This is a genomic window from Psychrobacter sp. CMS30, assembly GCF_904846565.1.
GTDB classification, from domain to species: Bacteria; Pseudomonadota; Gammaproteobacteria; order Pseudomonadales; family Moraxellaceae; genus Psychrobacter; species Psychrobacter maritimus.
Genome location: NZ_CAJHBF010000005.1, coordinates 45,078 through 61,595 on the forward strand (window position 1 = coordinate 45,078; position 16,518 = coordinate 61,595).

Annotated in this window: 12 protein-coding genes; 6 read left to right on the plus strand and 6 right to left on the minus strand. The window is 43.3% G+C overall.

The window, feature by feature from the left end:
• Positions 1–91: 91 nt before the first annotated feature.
• Positions 92–916, minus strand: a complete 825-nt coding sequence (gene xthA / locus JMX94_RS03955; RefSeq protein ID WP_201563420.1) for an exodeoxyribonuclease III — start codon at positions 914–916, stop codon at positions 92–94.
• A gap of 319 nt (positions 917–1,235) precedes the next feature.
• Here xthA and JMX94_RS03960 point away from each other — a divergent pair, with 319 nt between their 5' ends.
• The 5 genes from JMX94_RS03960 to JMX94_RS03980 all read left to right on the plus strand — a co-directional run bounded on the left by JMX94_RS03960 (position 1,236) and on the right by JMX94_RS03980 (position 8,015).
• The gene (locus JMX94_RS03960) at positions 1,236–1,829 is read left to right on the plus strand and encodes a hotdog domain-containing protein (RefSeq protein WP_201563422.1); all 594 of its coding nucleotides are present in this window, start codon (positions 1,236–1,238) and stop codon (positions 1,827–1,829) included.
• A 20-nt stretch (positions 1,830–1,849) separates the two neighbouring features.
• Positions 1,850–2,647 (plus strand): ATP-binding cassette domain-containing protein, encoded by a 798-nt coding sequence (locus JMX94_RS03965; RefSeq protein WP_201563424.1) that lies wholly within the window; start codon positions 1,850–1,852, stop codon positions 2,645–2,647.
• Positions 2,648–2,673: 26 nt separating this feature from the next.
• Positions 2,674–3,462, plus strand: a complete 789-nt coding sequence (gene fetB, locus JMX94_RS03970) for an iron export ABC transporter permease subunit FetB (RefSeq protein ID WP_227673509.1) — start codon at positions 2,674–2,676, stop codon at positions 3,460–3,462.
• A gap of 405 nt (positions 3,463–3,867) precedes the next feature.
• Positions 3,868–5,565: an AMP-binding protein gene (locus tag JMX94_RS03975; RefSeq protein ID WP_201563426.1), complete on the plus strand. Its 1,698-nt coding sequence runs from the start codon at positions 3,868–3,870 to the stop codon at positions 5,563–5,565.
• A 749-nt stretch (positions 5,566–6,314) separates the two neighbouring features.
• The gene (locus tag JMX94_RS03980) at positions 6,315–8,015 is read left to right on the plus strand and encodes an AMP-binding protein (protein WP_201563428.1); all 1,701 of its coding nucleotides are present in this window, start codon (positions 6,315–6,317) and stop codon (positions 8,013–8,015) included.
• 254 nt (positions 8,016–8,269) lie between these two features.
• On the opposite strand, the gene JMX94_RS03985 is transcribed toward JMX94_RS03980, so the two are convergent.
• The 5 genes from JMX94_RS03985 to sohB all read right to left on the minus strand — a co-directional run bounded on the left by JMX94_RS03985 (position 8,270) and on the right by sohB (position 14,160).
• Positions 8,270–9,139: an SDR family oxidoreductase gene (locus tag JMX94_RS03985; RefSeq protein WP_201563430.1), complete on the minus strand. Its 870-nt coding sequence runs from the start codon at positions 9,137–9,139 to the stop codon at positions 8,270–8,272.
• A gap of 263 nt (positions 9,140–9,402) precedes the next feature.
• Positions 9,403–10,158: a histidine phosphatase family protein gene (locus tag JMX94_RS03990; RefSeq protein ID WP_201563432.1), complete on the minus strand. Its 756-nt coding sequence runs from the start codon at positions 10,156–10,158 to the stop codon at positions 9,403–9,405.
• A gap of 91 nt (positions 10,159–10,249) precedes the next feature.
• The gene (locus JMX94_RS03995) at positions 10,250–11,533 is read right to left on the minus strand and encodes a phosphotransferase family protein (RefSeq protein ID WP_201563434.1); all 1,284 of its coding nucleotides are present in this window, start codon (positions 11,531–11,533) and stop codon (positions 10,250–10,252) included.
• A 111-nt stretch (positions 11,534–11,644) separates the two neighbouring features.
• Positions 11,645–12,895: an acyl-CoA dehydrogenase family protein gene (locus JMX94_RS04000; RefSeq protein WP_374220396.1), complete on the minus strand. Its 1,251-nt coding sequence runs from the start codon at positions 12,893–12,895 to the stop codon at positions 11,645–11,647.
• 278 nt (positions 12,896–13,173) lie between these two features.
• On the minus strand, positions 13,174–14,160 hold the full coding sequence (sohB, locus tag JMX94_RS04005) for a protease SohB (RefSeq protein WP_201563438.1): 987 nt from the start codon (positions 14,158–14,160) through the stop codon (positions 13,174–13,176).
• Between the two features lie 465 nt (positions 14,161–14,625).
• On the opposite strand from sohB, the gene aspS reads away from it, so the two are divergent.
• The gene (gene aspS, locus JMX94_RS04010) at positions 14,626–16,452 is read left to right on the plus strand and encodes an aspartate--tRNA ligase (RefSeq protein ID WP_201563576.1); all 1,827 of its coding nucleotides are present in this window, start codon (positions 14,626–14,628) and stop codon (positions 16,450–16,452) included.
• The last annotated feature ends 66 nt before the right edge of the window (positions 16,453–16,518 follow it).

Below are 16,518 nucleotides of genomic sequence, written 5' to 3' on the forward strand. Positions count from 1 at the left end.
TATCTTTATAAAATCTTAGTTATACGCTCTTAGTTTTACAGTCTTAGATATAAAACTTGGTGATTAAAACCTGCTGTTAATAATCAAATTATTATACTTTATTTAAGTCAAACGCTGCCCAAATTGGCGCATGATCAGAGGGTTTTTCCATGCCGCGTAACTCATAGCTAATACCCGCATCAACGCAGTGCTCTATTAAATCCGCCGTACATAAAATGTGGTCGATACGCAGACCACGTTTCGGCTCATCATTAAAACCGCGACTGCGATAATCAAACCAGCTATATAATTCGGTACTCTCTGGATAATGCAGACGATAAGTATCGGTCAGCTCGCGTGACATCAAGTCACTATACCATTCACGCTCTTCAGGTAAAAACGAGGTTTTTCTATTTTTCAGCCAACGCTTGGCATTGACCTCGCCGATACCAATATCGACATCTTCTGGGGCAATATTCATATCACCCATGATAATCAGCGAGCGCCCTTCTGCTTTTAGCGTATCGATATAGGTCATCAAATCTGCATAATAAGCACGCTTCATAGGGAATTTGGTCGGATGGTCTTGGCTCTCACCTTGCGGGAAATAACCGTTAAGCACATCCACTTCACGTCCATCGAACACATAGCGCGCATGGATAAAGCGTTTTTGCGCCTCGGCATCTTCACCAGGAAAGCCTTTTTGCACAAAAATAGGCGCAACTTTCGATAATAACGCCACGCCATAATGCGCTTTTTGACCGAAGTACTCGACGTGATAACCCAAGCTCTCGACATTTTCGAGCGGAAACTGCTCATCATGCACCTTGGTCTCTTGTAGACCCATCACATCAGGGTCGATTACCTCTCGCACCGCCTCTAGCTGATGTTGACGAGCGCGGATACCATTGATATTAAAACTGACAAAACGGGTCATAAACTGTCCTATACTAATGAATTAAAACAAAATACTGCTATAAACGAGTATTGCTATTTAAACGACCGACACTTTAAAAGTGCGACCATTAAATAGTGCGGCTATAAAATAAAGCAGAGCGGCAATATATAAAGGTTTATGATAACAGACATCGGCAAGGCTATCTGTTGCGCGCCCTTATCTCTTACGATAGAGTAGCTGTTAAAAGCAGCCACAGATGCGTTATCGACTTTTTCTTATTTTTATAACCATATCTATAAATGTTTAAACCCTAAAAATAAATTATTAAGTAAATTTACTGAGCAACATTATGACAATTATGAATAAAAATACCCATACACCACCTATTAGCGCAAGCACACCGTTATTTGCCACTGATTATAATGTATATATTAACCATACTGATGCAGGCGGCATAGTTTACCATGCCAATCATTTAGTATTCTTTGAAAACTGTCGCCGTGACTGGTTTACCAAGCTTGGTTTAAATGGCTATTTTTTGCAGACCGATGATGGTGAAATTCAGCATTTTGTCGTCAGCCAAGCAGACCTGCAATACAAAAAAGCCATTCTATTAGATGAAGTCATTAATGTACGTATCGATAAGGTCGAATTAAAACCTGCCAGCATTGTATTTTATCAAAGCATTCATCGCTCAATGCCAACTGTAGATGCAAATGATGACACTCAGGCAAACACTGCTGTTTCAAACAGCAATTATTCTAACAATACCTTGTTAAGCAGCACTAAAATCGTTATCGCTTGCGTACAAAATCAAATCACGCCAGCTTCTATATCTGATTCTGGTGCTGATGCGACTGCCAACCATAGTGCACCTATGCGTCCTATTCGCGTACCGCAAAAATTACGCGAGACCATTGAGCAAGCGCTCATACAACACGCTGGCAAGTAAAATGATTGAACGACTAGGCTATGAGCGCCAATAAGACGGATAATAAGGCTTTTATGCTAGCATTTGAAGATATCTGGGTCCATAGCAAGCGCGTGACTCCGCTCCCTACTTACCGCCGATGGTTCACAAAAAGACAGAAGAGTTCAGCTTCCGACGATGCTTTATCCATTAATAACCGTGCATTGATAAGCGGTGCCAGTGGTATATTACTGGCTGGGCAAGTGACGGTTTTGACGGGCGCTTCTGGCAGTGGCAAGTCTGTCTTATTGCGCGTACTAGCAGGGCTGCTGCCTATGACGACAGGCGACGTTTGGCTACAAAGCGATGCGCAAAATAGGGATACTCGTAATAGCATTCATGAATTAGCACCCATGCATTGGCGCTCGCAGGTCGCCCTTCTCGCGCAGCAGCCACAATTGCTAGAAGGCAGCGTTATTGATAACTTGCAATTGCCCTACCGCTTGGCAAGCCATCAGCACAAGCATTTTAATATTGACTGGCACATCGAGCAGCTTGAGAATTTAGAGCGTACCTCTGACTTCTTACAACAAGACGCCAACACTTTATCAGGTGGCGAGCGGCAACTGGTCAATACTCTGCGTTTATTGCAATTAAACCCGCAAGTATTGTTATTGGATGAACCTACTGCAGCCTTAGACGTCGATACGTCAGCGAAACTCGTGCATTTGCTTATCAACTGGTTACGTCGTGAGCCGACGCGCACATTATTGTGGGTAACTCATGACACGCAGGATATTATGCCATTAGCAGATAAACATTGGCATATGGATGCCGGCGTTTTAACCAAAGTAGATTAACCTTGCCTTTATAACGAGCTCCCGTGATGAGTATAGATAACATGCAAATCGTACTGACTTATGCTGATATTGCGCTTGCCAGCAGCTTGATTATTATCGTGCTGGTCGTGTCATGGTTTTTACGTCTAAGATTGACCAAAACACTTGTCATTGCTGCTGTCCGTACGGTGATACAGCTTAGCTTTATCGGCCTGATATTGGCATGGATTTTCGCTCGGGAACAATGGTACGAAGTCCTTATTATTTTGGCCATCATGACTTTGATTGCCGGTAGCGCTGCCAAAAATCGAGTCAAACGCACGTATAAAGGCTTGTTAGTTGATACGTTAATCGCTGTCAGTACATCAGCAGTATTGGTTACGGTCACCGCTATTAGTCTGATTTTGCAAGTGCGACCTTGGTATACACCGCAATTTATCATTCCTATACTGGGCTTAATACTCGGTAACTCTTTAACCGCCATCTCCCTGACCAGCAATCAGCTTATCGAAAACCTCCATGGGCAACAAGGGCGCATCGAGATGATGCTAAGCCTTTCTGCCAAACCATTTGAAGCGGTGCACGAACAAATACGAGCGGCTATCATCAATGGCATGACGCCCACCCTAAACTCGATGCTGGTTGTCGGTATTGTCAGCTTACCGGGTATGATGACTGGGCAAATACTTGCCGGTGCCGACCCCACCCAAGCTGTGCGTTATCAGATTGTAACGATGTTTTTAATCTGCGTCAGTAGCACCCTTGGCTGTACGATAAGCGCTTTACTCATTTATCGGCGATTTTTTAATAAAAAACAGCAGTTCATCCTACCATAACGACCGTTGGTCATCCTTTTATTGCATAATGAATAAATTTATTTATCCGCATTTTATATGTACTGGCCAGTACGCTCATGCTAATATTACCTTTACTTAGATTCATGCTAATGTATTGCTTAAATGTATCATTATATGGACGATACATTATTTTTTAGTTGCGAATAATTGGTAAAAACGCTTTAAAATTGAGTGTCACTTTTTAAGATGACCATATTTATTTAAGACCAATGCTTTTATCATTCATCAAAACTGAACAACAGTAACAGAAATTGGTAGTCCGTCAATAGATAAGGATATTATCGAACTCAGCGGCAATTGTTTTAAGTCAGCGCTGATTTTTTTATTGACACGGATATGACTGCTTAACGATAGAAACCTAATTGAACTTCCAGGACGCTGACTATGACGTTGAATAAACCTTGGCTTGCCCAATATCCTAAGAGTGTGCCTAAAACTATCGATCCAGATAGATATGGCAGCATCATGGAGCTCTATGAAGAGTGCTTTGACCGCTTTCGTCTGCATCCAATGAGTATCTGTATGGGTGTGACCCATACTTATGATGACATTGATAAAGCATCGCTTGCGGTTGCCGCTTGGCTACAGGCGCAAGGACTTCCTCAAGGGAGCGTGGTTGCACTGATGATGCCAAACGTGCCGCAATATCTGCCAACGATGATTGGTATTTTGCGCGCAGGTTATGTCTGTACGCCAGTCAACCCTCTCTATACTGGGCGCGAGCTCCGCCATCAGCTAAATGATTCCGGTGCGAAAGCTATCTTTGTCGTCGATAATTTTGCGCAAGCACTCGAGCAAGTCATTGATGAGACCAATATCAAACATATTGTCTTATCAAAAATGGGCGATATGATGGGTCTAAAAGGTATTTTAGTAAATACCATTATCCGTCAGGTCAAACGCTTGGTGCCCAAATACAAGCTCAATGACCCTAAGCATGCAGTGACCAAGTTTCCTGATGTGCTAAAGAAAGGCCGAAACCTGCCCTTCCAAAAGCCAAAGATGTCATTGGATCAAAAAGCCTTTTTGCAATATACCGGTGGTACGACGGGCTTATCTAAGGGTGCCATTTTATCTCAGCGTAATATCGTCGCAGGAGCCATGCAGTCAGAAGCTTGGACGCGTCCTATTACCTCAGAGATTAATGAGGTTTATATTAATATGGTGATGGCACTACCGCTATATCATATTTTTGCCTTTATGCTGAGCTCGCTTGGTATGCGTGCAGGCTATACCTTTATCCTAGTACCCAATCCACGTGATATCCCCGGATTTATCAAAACCTTATCAAAACAGCCGTTCCATATCTTCCCTGCGGTTAATACCTTGTTTAAAGGGTTACTCGATCATCCAAATTTTAAAGACCTTGATTTTAGCTCACTGCGTATCTCGCAAGCAGGTGGTATGGCGGCGACCGAACAAACAGCATCACGCTGGCTCGAAACGACCGGCTGCCCCATGATTGAAGGTTGGGGTATGACTGAAGGCGTGGCCGTTGGTACTGCAAACGTCATTACTGACCGTAAGTTTAATGGCACGATTGGCATTCCTGTCCCGAGCGTTGATGTCATCATCATCGATGATGAAGGCAATCGTGTTGGCGTCAACCAAGCTGGCGAGATGTGCGTCAAAGGGCCCAATGTCACCTCAGGCTATCTGAATAGAGATAGTAGTGATGACTTTACGAAAGATGGCTATTTCCGTACTGGCGATATCGTCAGCATGGATGACAAAGGCTACTTTAGACTATTAGACCGTAAAAAAGACATGATTTTGGTCTCAGGATTTAATGTCTTCCCGAACGAGATTGAATCCGTCATGCTGGATTGTGAAGGGATTATTGATTGCGCTGTGATTGGCATTCCTGATGAGCGTCAAGGCGAGGCCGTCAAAATCTATGTTATTCCTGCTGATAACAATGTCACTAAAAACTCGATTAAAGAGTTTGCTTTAGATAATTTGACGGGTTATAAATGCCCGCGTCATATCGAATTTGTGACTGAATTACCAAAAAGTAATGTGGGTAAAGTACTGCGTCAAAAGCTGCGTGAGAAACATATCGCTGATAATCCACAGCGCTAATTAAGGTAAAAGTTCAATATCTTAGTCATAAAAAAGTCATAAAAAAAGCGCCCTATCTTCACTATAGGGCGCTTTTTTTATGCTTTAATTATTCTTCTTTACTACTAAGACCTTACGCTTTGTAACTGTTCAGTTAGCTAAAATAAGATGACATTAAGAATGTTTTTAGGACGTTTTTAGTAAAATTAATGACTTATATTTGTAGTACTATGTATTATATTATTTGACTGCCCTTTCATCTTATATTAACAACCACTTGTCTATTTTAGCTTGCAACACAGTTTTTTTATTTTATCAAACTGAATTATAAACTAACAAGTTCTTGTATAGGAATAACAGACTCAATTGCAGTTATGTTAATGTATTGCGAAAATATGTTACGCTATTATTTATTAAATGGTCTTGTTAAATGATATTGATAGTCTCTTCAACTGAGGTTAATCGACTAACCTTGTCTGGATGTGATATTTTTTCAGTACTACCTTTTGCAGTACTACCTTTAGCATCAACAGCACTCACTAGCCATTTAATCTACTTAGGAGCTAATGCTTGGTAGTTAAATATTTTTTAATTAAATAATCTTGTAATTCATGATATTTGTATAAAGGCCACCGTATTTTAGCAGTCTGTGAATAAATAGGATAACACTCGGCAATCCATCGATGATAGGGCGATGATGGTATTGTTGACAGGGACGTGACTACTTTTTTATAGAACCTTAACTTATCGCACATTTAAGGACGCTAAGTATGACCACTGATAAGCCTTGGCTTGCTCAATATCCAGAAAACGTACCAAATACCATCAATCCTGATCAATACGAAAGTCTTATAGAGCTCTATGAAGAGTGCTTTAATCGCTTTCGTATGCACCCTATGACGATCTGTATGGGTGTGACCCACACGTATGGTGATGTTGATCAAGCCTCGCTTGCCGTTGCCGCATGGCTACAAGGGCAAGGTATTCCTAAAGGCAGTGTCGTGGCACTTATGATGCCAAACGTGCCGCAATATCTGCCAACGATGATTGGTATTTTGCGTGCAGGCTACGTTTGTACGCCTATCAACCCTCTCTATACCGGTCGTGAGCTGCGCCATCAATTAAATGATTCTGGCGCTCAGGTTATCTTTGTGGTTGATAACTTTGCGCAAGCGCTTGAGCAAGTCATTGAAGAGACAGATATCAAGCGTATTGTCCTATCAAAAATGGGCGATATGATGGGTTTAAAAGGTATTTTGGTGAATACCGTTATCCGTCAGGTCAAACGCTTGGTGCCGAAGTACAATCTTAACGATCCTAAATACAACGTCACCAAATTCCCTGATGTGCTAAAAAAAGGCAAAAACTTACCTTTCCAAGCACCAAAAACGGCTTTGCAACACAAAGCTATTTTGCAATATACCGGCGGTACGACAGGCTTGTCTAAAGGTGCTATATTAACTCAGCGCAACGTCGTTGCCGCTGCGATGCAGTCGGAAGCTTGGTATCGCCCGATTACCTCAGATATTAACGAGGCTTATATCAATATGGTGATGGCGTTACCGCTATATCATATTTTTGCCTTTATGCTGAGCCTACTCGGTATGCGTTCAGGTTATACCTTTATATTGGTACCCAATCCACGTGACATGCCTGGGTTTATCAAAACTTTATCAAAACAACCGTTCCATATTTTTCCTGCGGTTAATACCTTGTTTAAAGGATTGCTTGATCAGCCGAACTTTAAAGACTTAGATTTTAGCTCGCTACGTATCTCGCAGGCAGGCGGCATGGCAGCGACCGAACAAACAGCAGCGCGCTGGTTAGAGGTGACTGGCTGTCCAATGGTTGAAGGTTGGGGTATGACGGAGTGTGTGGCAGTTGGCACCAACAACGTCATTACTGACCGCAAGTTTAATGGCACTATTGGTATCCCGGGTCCTAGCGTCGACATTATCGTGGTCAATGAAAATGATGAACCGGTCGGCTACAATCAGGCGGGTGATATGTGTATCAAAGGTCCGAACGTCATGTCAGGCTATTTTAATAAAGACAATACCAATGACTTTACCAAAGATGGTTACTTCCGTACGGGCGATATTGTGAGTATGGATGAAAAGGGTTATATCACCCTACTTGATCGCAAAAAAGACATGGTTTTGGTCTCAGGCTTTAACGTTTTCCCTAATGAAATCGAGTCAGTTATGCTTGATTGTAAAGGGATTGTTGAATGTGCAGTCATCGGCATTCCTGATGATCACCAAGGTGAGGCGGTTAAAATCTATATCGTGCCTGCTGATAAAAATGTCACCAAAAGTGACATCAAAGAGTTCGCTATTGACAATTTAACGGGCTACAAATGCCCACGCCATATCGAATTTGTCAGCGAGCTACCAAAGAGCAATGTTGGCAAAATACTACGCCAAAAACTGCGTGAAAAACATATGCTAGACAATCCACAAACCTTGTAGCACTGAAGACTTAAAATTTTCAACAGTAATAAAAGCCCGGTATATAAAATATAGCGGGCTTTTTGTTGTTTTAATTCTGTCTGTACTGTTTCTAGCATAACTAGCAAAATATAGTCAAAATATTCTAAAAACGCTACGGTATTGCTGATATCAATTTTTTGTAGCCTCTGTCTGCGCAGGCACAGCAAGCAAGAAAAATTGATATCAGCAGTGCCTGACGTATCTATATTACTTTTCACTCACTATAACTGATATCAGCTGACCTTATTAACCACTTGTAAGGGCAAATGCTTCATGGCTTGACCGACAATCGACCACGGTAAGCTTGGTACACAAGCTTCGTTTACTCTTGCCTCAATCGCGGCAACGATTGCTGTCGTGCCTGTCTCTGCATCGACTTCAAACGGTAAAGGTTTGGCATTCTCATTGATTTCGGTGCGCACATAGCCTGGATAAATGGTGGACACTTGAATCGGCAGCTTGGTTAAGAGCATATCAGCCCGGATACCCTCTGCTAAATGCGCCAAGCCCGCCTTACTTGCGCCATAAGCGGTCAAATGCTTAGGCAAGCCGCGCATCGCTGACATACTTGATATCGCCACTAAATGACCGCTATTTTGTGCACGGAAGATATTCATCGCCGCTTCACATTGCGCGAGCGCAGAGACAAAGTTAATCTCAACGGTACGGCGGTTGGTATCAAAGCGCCCTTTACCAATACGGCGACTGTCGCCGATACCGGCATTCACCACCACGCGATCGATATGACCAAAATCCGCTGCAAAGGCATCAAACACTGTAAAAATTGCATCGTAATCGCTGACATCTAAGACTCGATATTCGACACGAATATCAGGATATTGAGCCAATAATTCTGCTTTTAAATTTTCTAAACGCTCGGTACGGCGGGCACAAATCGCAAGGTTATAACCGAGTTTAGCAAACAATCTTGCCATGCCCTCGCCCAATCCTGAGCTGGCACCGGTGATTAAAATCGTTTTACCACGTCCAACTTGCTGCTCGTTCAAGCCTTTTAAGTAACGAGCTGGTTGAATCGCACTAAATAGCTGATTTTTACTTTGTTTGGCGCTGTTGGTGACCAAATTTATCAAGGTATTTTTCATGGACTATCCTATCCTGTTGGTATCAATACAAAATGACGTCAATTGTCTATCATAGCGTAAATTTATATAATAAGTTTAGCACTTATACCGTAAACCAAACACGCAATCAATTTACAGCGCCATAAAACTAAAGCATTTTAACGATGCTACTTAATGATTTTAAATCCAAGTCATAAAAAGCGACTACCTATTTAAAGTAACCGCTTTATGATGTTTTTAATTGGCTTTTTACTGATGGCTTTAATATTTTACCCATTTCTTTTTTATCGCCACGTCACAAAGCGCTTGCCTTCAGAAAACAGATGACTATATTCATTGACAGACAATAAGCGCGTACGCTCATTTTTAAGCGTAAGAGACGTCACACCAGTATTGACCAAGCTTTTATTGATTTGATAAGCGGTTGAACTGCCTTGTTGCAATAACTGCGCGGTGATAGCAGCGATGATACCGCCCGAGGTAAAGACCAGCACTGTATCATCACGACCCAACTGTAAGTTAGCAACTTGCAGACGCACTTGCTCAAGCGCTTGCTTTGCTCGCTCACTAAACTGCACCCAGCTCTCGATATAGTCACTATCGTTATCACCTGCATGCCAGCGCTGCATCGCGGTATCAAACAGCTCAGCTAGCCGCGTAGCAGGCACTTCTGCTTGCGCAATCTCAGCCGCGATTGCCGCGCGATTGCCAAAAGCCGGATTGGATTTTATTAACACATCTTTATGATTAAATTCATCAAATTGTGGCAGTACATAGCTATCAGGCTGATTCATATCGATTGCAGGCGTGTAAGGCTTTTCAGTATCAGCCACAGACGACTGATAACGCTCCCAAAAATGCCGTGCAGAGTCTTGTTGCCTGACCAAGCTACCAGTGAAAATCGCATCGATGCGGCGCTGCGTGCTTGCATAGTGTTGACCGAGCATTTGCGCTTGCATACCGCCAAGCTTTGAGAGCTGATCGTAATTTTCTTGTCCAAAGGACGCCTGACCATGACGGGCCAGAAGGATGGTTGTCATAAAACACTGCCTTTTATCATAATTTTTACATGCCGTTTTAACCTGCCGTTTTCTACAGATTCTCTACAGTTTATTTATAAAAAATAAACAGTTACTCATCTGATGATTGCGGCGCTTTAGCAAAATAGCCTTTTGGTAAAATACCTTTGACCACTTTTTGTACTGGAGCTGGCAATTGCTCAATCGTAGCAGCGTCGATACCAATCTCTTTTAATTGTGGCTGTACATAAGTATTGAATAACGCCTCACCTTCGTACTGCGCAATCAGCTTGAGACATTTGGCGTGTAGTACATGGACGATGAGCCAAAAGTTCTTAAACGCTGGATTGGTGGTTTGTTTATTATAATAACGATAGTAAATTTGCTGCACGATACCTGCTAAACGGAACAGACCAAACACTTCATAAAACGTCCAATTGTCTATCTTAAGACCCGATTGCTCCAGGTAGTAGTCAACCACTTCATCACGGGTCATCATACCTTCTAAATGTGTTGGCTGACGGCGTGACTGCTGCATGATTATATTGTCATCTTCTTCGACCCAATAAGCCAATGCACTACCCAAATCCATCAAAGGATCGCCCAAAGTCGCCATTTCCCAATCGAGTACACCAATGACTTTAGTCGGATCAGCAGCATCCAAAATCACATTATCAAAGCGCCAGTCATTGTGAATCAAGCAGGTTTTACTATCAGCGGGTGTGTGCTTGCCTAGCCATTGACGAACTAAGCCAAAGCTTGGTACATTTGGCGTTTTGGCCTTGACATAACGCTTATCCCAACCAGTTACTTGGCGCTCGCAGTAACCTTCACCGCGTCCAAGGTTGACCAAGTCAGGATGCTTTTTATAATCGACTTGATGTAAGTCAACCAACGCATCAATGACATTGGTACATAAAGCGCGCGTCTGCTCTACATCTAAATCGATGCCTTTTGGCAAATTGGCACGAGGAATGATACCTTCCATGCGCTCCATGACATAAAAGTCCGCACCGATGACATTTTCATCAGTACATAGCGCGACCATTTTTGGCACATAAGGATAAGCATCTTTTAAGGCTTTTTGCACGGTATATTCACGTACCATATCGTGCGCTGACTTAGCCTTGGTGCCTTTTGGCGGACGGCGTAAAATAAGGTCTTGGCTCTTACCTTCGCCTTCATATTGCAGCCGGTAAGTCCAGTTTGAAGCACCGCCAGAGAATTGAGTAACCGTTGGCTCGCATTCTATATCAACCCCTTGCTCGCGTAGCCAATTGCTGACTGCTTGTGCATCAAGCTCTTCGCCCTCTCGCACTTCGCCGCCTTTATCTAAGACTTTATTAAGTGTTTGATCGTCATTGTCAGTATTGTTGGCATGATTGTCAGTTGCCATAAGATGTTCCTTATCGTGTGGTCAGTTATTTTTATCAATAATTACAGTGATGAAAAATTCACTATTAACTGATTAATAGTGAATTTTTAGAGATGGTATTTTAACGTTATATTACGATTTAGCAGGTTTCGACGAACGACTAAAACCTTGACGCTTAAGCTCTAGTTTCGCAATCATGGTTTTATGTACTTCATCAGGACCATCGGCTAGACGTAGCGCTCGAGCTTGAGCATAAAAGGACGGCAACATGGTATCTTGGCAAACGCCCATACCACCGTGGATTTGAATCGCCATGTCGACCACTTCTTGTAATACCGTTGGTGCAACGACTTTAATCGCAGAGATTTCTGTGAGTGCTGCCTTGGTACCTTGGGCGTCCATTTTCTGCGCCGCGTATAGTGTCAATAAGCGTGCTTGATCAATCTTAATACGCGCCTCAGCGATACGCTCAAAGTTACCGCCCAATTGTAGCAGTGGCTTACCAAAAGCTGTACGCTCCATGCCGCGTTTGACGGCCAGCTCTAGCGACTTCTCAGCAGCGCCAATACAACGCATGCAATGATGAATACGACCTGGCCCTAAGCGACCTTGCGCAATCTCAAAGCCCATGCCCGGTCCACCGATAAAGTGACTGACGGGCACACGTACATCATTAAAGCTAACTTCACCATGCCCGTGCGGTGCATCATAGTCACCAAATACTTTTAGCATACGCTCGATATTGACGCCTGCCGTTTTAGCTGGCACTAAAACCATCGAGTGCTGATGATGACGGTCTTTAGTGTCATCAGGGGTATAGGCCATGACAATCAAGACATCAACCGCAGGGTCACCCAGACCTGATGACCACCACTTGCTACCATTAATGATAATCTCGTCACCATCGACGACAGCAGTCGCTTGCATATTGGTCGCATCACTTGAGGCAACATCAGGCTCAGTCATACAAAATACTGAACGCGTTTTACCTTCTAATATCGGCGTGAGCCACTTGTCTTGCTGCTCCTGTGTGCCATAACGCCATAGCAATTCCATGTTGCCGCTATCAGGCGCATTACAGTTGAATACGTAAGGGGCAAGTAAGCTGCGGCCAGTCAGCTCAGCAATCGGTGCATAATCGGTAACCGATAACCCAGCGCCTAGCGTGTCATCTGGCAAAAATAAATTCCAAAGACCCGCTTCACGTGCCTGCTTACGCAAGCTCTCGTATTTTTCTGGCCAGTGCCATTTGGTCCAATCGCCATCGGGATTTTGCCCATGACAATCCGCCCAAAACTGCGCTTCGATTGGCTCGATATAGGTTTCGATAAAGGCTTTAACTTTGGCATGCATGGCTTGACCATGTTCGGTGGCGGTAAACATTAATGTATCGGTAGACATAGCTGACATCCTTTTCCTTGCTTCTGGTTAATTATTTTCATCACGCTCATACAAAGCTTTTATAAAAAACGCAATGAAATTCTTATAGTGTACGTGCGTATACTCTGTTCTGTATGCCACATTTATAACACAGCGTTTATCAATAAACAGTAAAAAGGCGCGACCCGCTAGGACACGCCTTTTACAAAATACAAACAATGCACGATTAAAAAATGCAACGCTAAAACATCATCGACTAGATATCATGATGATATTCAAGATTATTTTAGAATATTCAAGCGACTGTTTAAATCGAAACGTGCCAAGGCATCTGGCAATTTATCAATCGCTATGCTGAGTGTCGCCTCTGCTGCTTGTGACAGCCCTAACTTTTCTGCAAGGGTTGGTTTTTGACGCGAATGCAGCGCATACACTTCATTATTTTCCATGCGCTCTAAAATATAGCTGTCTGAGGTTTGCAGGCTATCAATTAAATTAAGTTTCAGCGCATCTTCACCATACCAATGCTCGCCAGTTGCGACTTTTGCAACATCCAATGTTGGGCGATAAGTATTAACGAAGTGCTTAAATAACTCGTGTGTTTGCTCAAGTTCTTCTTGGTATTTGGCGCGGTCTTCAGCGTCATTTTCACCAAATACGGTCACGGTACGCTTATAGTCGCCAGCGGTAAACATCTCATAATCGACATCATGGTTTTTGAGCCATTTATGGAAGTTTGGTAATTGCGATACCACACCGATAGAGCCAATCACAGCAAAGGGTGCAGCGACGATATTATCGGCGACGCAAGCCATCATATAACCGCCGCTTGCCGCGACTTTGTCAACACAGACGGTGAGTTTTAGACCCGCGTCTTTTAAACGGGCCAATTGTGCCGCGGCCAAACCATAGCCATGCACCAAGCCGCCGCCCGATTCTAGGCGCACCACCACTTCATCGCCTTTATTAGCAGTACTGATTAATGTGCTGATTTCTTCGCGTAAATGCTTCACCGCCGTGGCTTTGATATCGCCATCAAAATCAAGCACAAAGACTTGCTGCTTATCATCGCTATTATTTTTTTTATTTTTGCTTTTACTTTTTACTTTTAATGCTTGTTTGGCCTTTTTAGCCATGGTTTTTTTCAGTTGTTTAAGCGCCGCTTTACCTTGCGTCGCCTCCATCAGGTCTTCACGACGTTGCTCTTGGCTTTTATTCAGATGGATAACTCTTAGCTCAACAGGGTTTTTAGAAGGATGAAAAAGCATGAGCGGAATTCCTTGTTAGTTAAAATAGATAATCGAGATTGTTTTAATAAGGTTTTATAAGTTAGCCTGATATGTGCACAGTGGCTAGTATTTTCAAGCAAAATGACAATATTTAACTGACGCTCAATGTTATGGCATGAATACCATAAACAACGATGAACATCTTATAAACACCACATGCACATACCACGAATCAGTAAGATGCCATATTTGCTGAGCATTGCTTACTCTCAGCGCTTTGTATCGCAACCGCTGGTTGTATAACAAAGGCAGATTAGGCATAATATGTGTTTACACCAAATTTTCTGCAGCCAACGTGATGACCATTTGTCTTATATCGCGTTATTTGTGCTTTTTTAGCTAAAGGCTTGAATTGCACGGCGCTTGTATCACACGCTAGCGGCTGTATTATTGTATTTCGAATTGGGCTGACAACTGGATAATTATATTATGACGCAAAGCACTATGACGCATAGCGAATACCGAGACGAATATTGCGGCGCTGTAACCGAAAGCTTACTTGAGCAAACCATTAGTATCGTAGGCTGGGTACATCGTCGTCGCGATCACGGTGGCGTGATTTTCTTAGACATGCGTGACCGCGCAGGTATCTTGCAGGTCGTCGTTGACCCTGATACGCCAGAAGCGTTCGCTCTTGCTGATGCGGTACGTCCTGAATACGTGCTAAAAATTACCGGTCGCGTACGCCGCCGTTATGAAGGCACTGAAAACGCCAATATGACCAGTGGTCAAATTGAGCTATTGGGCAAAGAGATTGAAGTATTGGCGAAATCTGAAACACCGCCTTTCCCATTGAATGATGAGAAAACCACGGTATCAGAAGACTTGCGTTTAAAATATCGCTACCTTGATATGCGTCGTCCGCAGATGCAAGAGCGTATGGTTTTCCGTGCTAAAGCCACTTCAACGATTCGTCGCTATTTAGATGACCATGGTTTCTTAGACGTTGAAACCCCTATCTTGACTCGTGCAACGCCAGAAGGCGCGCGTGACTATCTTGTGCCTTCACGTACACGTCCGGGTAACTTCTTTGCTTTACCGCAGTCACCGCAGCTGTTTAAGCAGTTATTAATGGTGTCAGGATTTGATCGTTATTATCAAATCGCTAAATGCTTCCGTGACGAAGACTTACGTGCTGACCGTCAGCCTGAATTTACCCAAGTCGATATTGAGACTTCTTTCTTAAATGAAGAAGAAATCATGAATATCAACGAAGGTCTTATCAAGCATCTATTTAAAACTATGATGGATGTTGAATTTGAGCAATTTCCGCGCATGACTTATGCTGAAGCAATGCGTGACTATGCCTCAGACAAGCCTGACTTACGTATCCCATTAAAATTGGTCGACGTAGCCGATTTAATGAAAGACGTTGATTTTAAAGTGTTTGCGGGCCCTGCGAACGACCCTAAAGGTCGCGTTGCTGCCCTACGCATCCCTGGTGGCGCTTCATTAAGCCGTAAACAAATCGATGCTTATACCAAGTTTGTGAGCATTTATGGTGCACGTGGTTTGGCTTATATCAAAGTCAATGACGCCAGCAACATCAATAACGGTGTCGACCAAGAGTCTGGTCTACAGTCTCCTATCATCAAGAACATGACTGATGACGTATTGGTCAGCTTGATTGAACGTACTGGTGCCCAAAGCAACGACATTATCTTCTTTGGTGCGGATAAAGCCAGTATCGTCAATGACGCAATCGGCGCACTACGCCAAAAGATTGGTCTAGATTTAGAAATGACCACGTGTGAATGGGCGCCACTTTGGGTCACTGACTTCCCAATGTTTGAAGAAACTGACGATGGCAAATGGACGTCAATGCACCATCCATTCACGAAGCCAAAAGGTTCTGTTGAAGAATTAAAAACCAATCCTGAAGCGGCACTTTCTATCGCTTATGATATGGTACTAAATGGCACAGAAGTTGGCGGTGGTAGCTTACGTATCAATACCTATGATATGCAGCAAGCCGTACTCGAAGCGCTTGGTATCGGAGAGCAAGAGGCTCAAGATAAGTTTGGCTTCTTACTTGACGCCTTAAAATTCGGTGCGCCTCCGCATGGTGGCTTGGCCTTTGGTTTAGATCGCTTAATTATGCTCATGGTAGGCGCAGACTCTATTCGTGATGTCATCGCCTTCCCAAAAACCAAAACGGCTGAGTGCCCACTAACCCAAGCACCTGCTGAAGTTGATAGCAAGCAGCTACGTGACCTCGGTATCCGTGTGCGCGAAAAAGCACAGGCTGACACCAACAAACCTGCGCAATAAATAGTCAGATAATGCTTAGTTACTTATTATCTGACTGGTTACGTGATTCATCACCGTGTGAACGGT

Bases quoted from the DNA above. Each gene is read 5' to 3' on its own strand.
- JMX94_RS03985 (WP_201563430.1), bottom strand. From the start codon at position 9,139: ATGAAAAATACCTTGATAAATTTGGTCACCAACAGCGCCAAACAAAGT.
- fetB (WP_227673509.1), top strand. From the start codon at position 2,674: ATGAGTATAGATAACATGCAAATCGTACTGACTTATGCTGATATTGCG.
- aspS (WP_201563576.1), top strand. From the start codon at position 14,626: ATGACGCATAGCGAATACCGAGACGAATATTGCGGCGCTGTAACCGAA.
- xthA (WP_201563420.1), bottom strand. From the start codon at position 916: ATGACCCGTTTTGTCAGTTTTAATATCAATGGTATCCGCGCTCGTCAA.
- JMX94_RS04000 (WP_374220396.1), bottom strand. From the start codon at position 12,895: ATGTTTACCGCCACCGAACATGGTCAAGCCATGCATGCCAAAGTTAAA.
- sohB (WP_201563438.1), bottom strand. From the start codon at position 14,160: ATGCTTTTTCATCCTTCTAAAAACCCTGTTGAGCTAAGAGTTATCCAT.
- JMX94_RS03980 (WP_201563428.1), top strand. From the start codon at position 6,315: ATGACCACTGATAAGCCTTGGCTTGCTCAATATCCAGAAAACGTACCA.
- JMX94_RS03960 (WP_201563422.1), top strand. From the start codon at position 1,236: ATGAATAAAAATACCCATACACCACCTATTAGCGCAAGCACACCGTTA.
- JMX94_RS03995 (WP_201563434.1), bottom strand. From the start codon at position 11,533: ATGGCAACTGACAATCATGCCAACAATACTGACAATGACGATCAAACA.
- JMX94_RS03990 (WP_201563432.1), bottom strand. From the start codon at position 10,158: ATGACAACCATCCTTCTGGCCCGTCATGGTCAGGCGTCCTTTGGACAA.
- JMX94_RS03975 (WP_201563426.1), top strand. From the start codon at position 3,868: ATGACGTTGAATAAACCTTGGCTTGCCCAATATCCTAAGAGTGTGCCT.
- JMX94_RS03965 (WP_201563424.1), top strand. From the start codon at position 1,850: ATGAGCGCCAATAAGACGGATAATAAGGCTTTTATGCTAGCATTTGAA.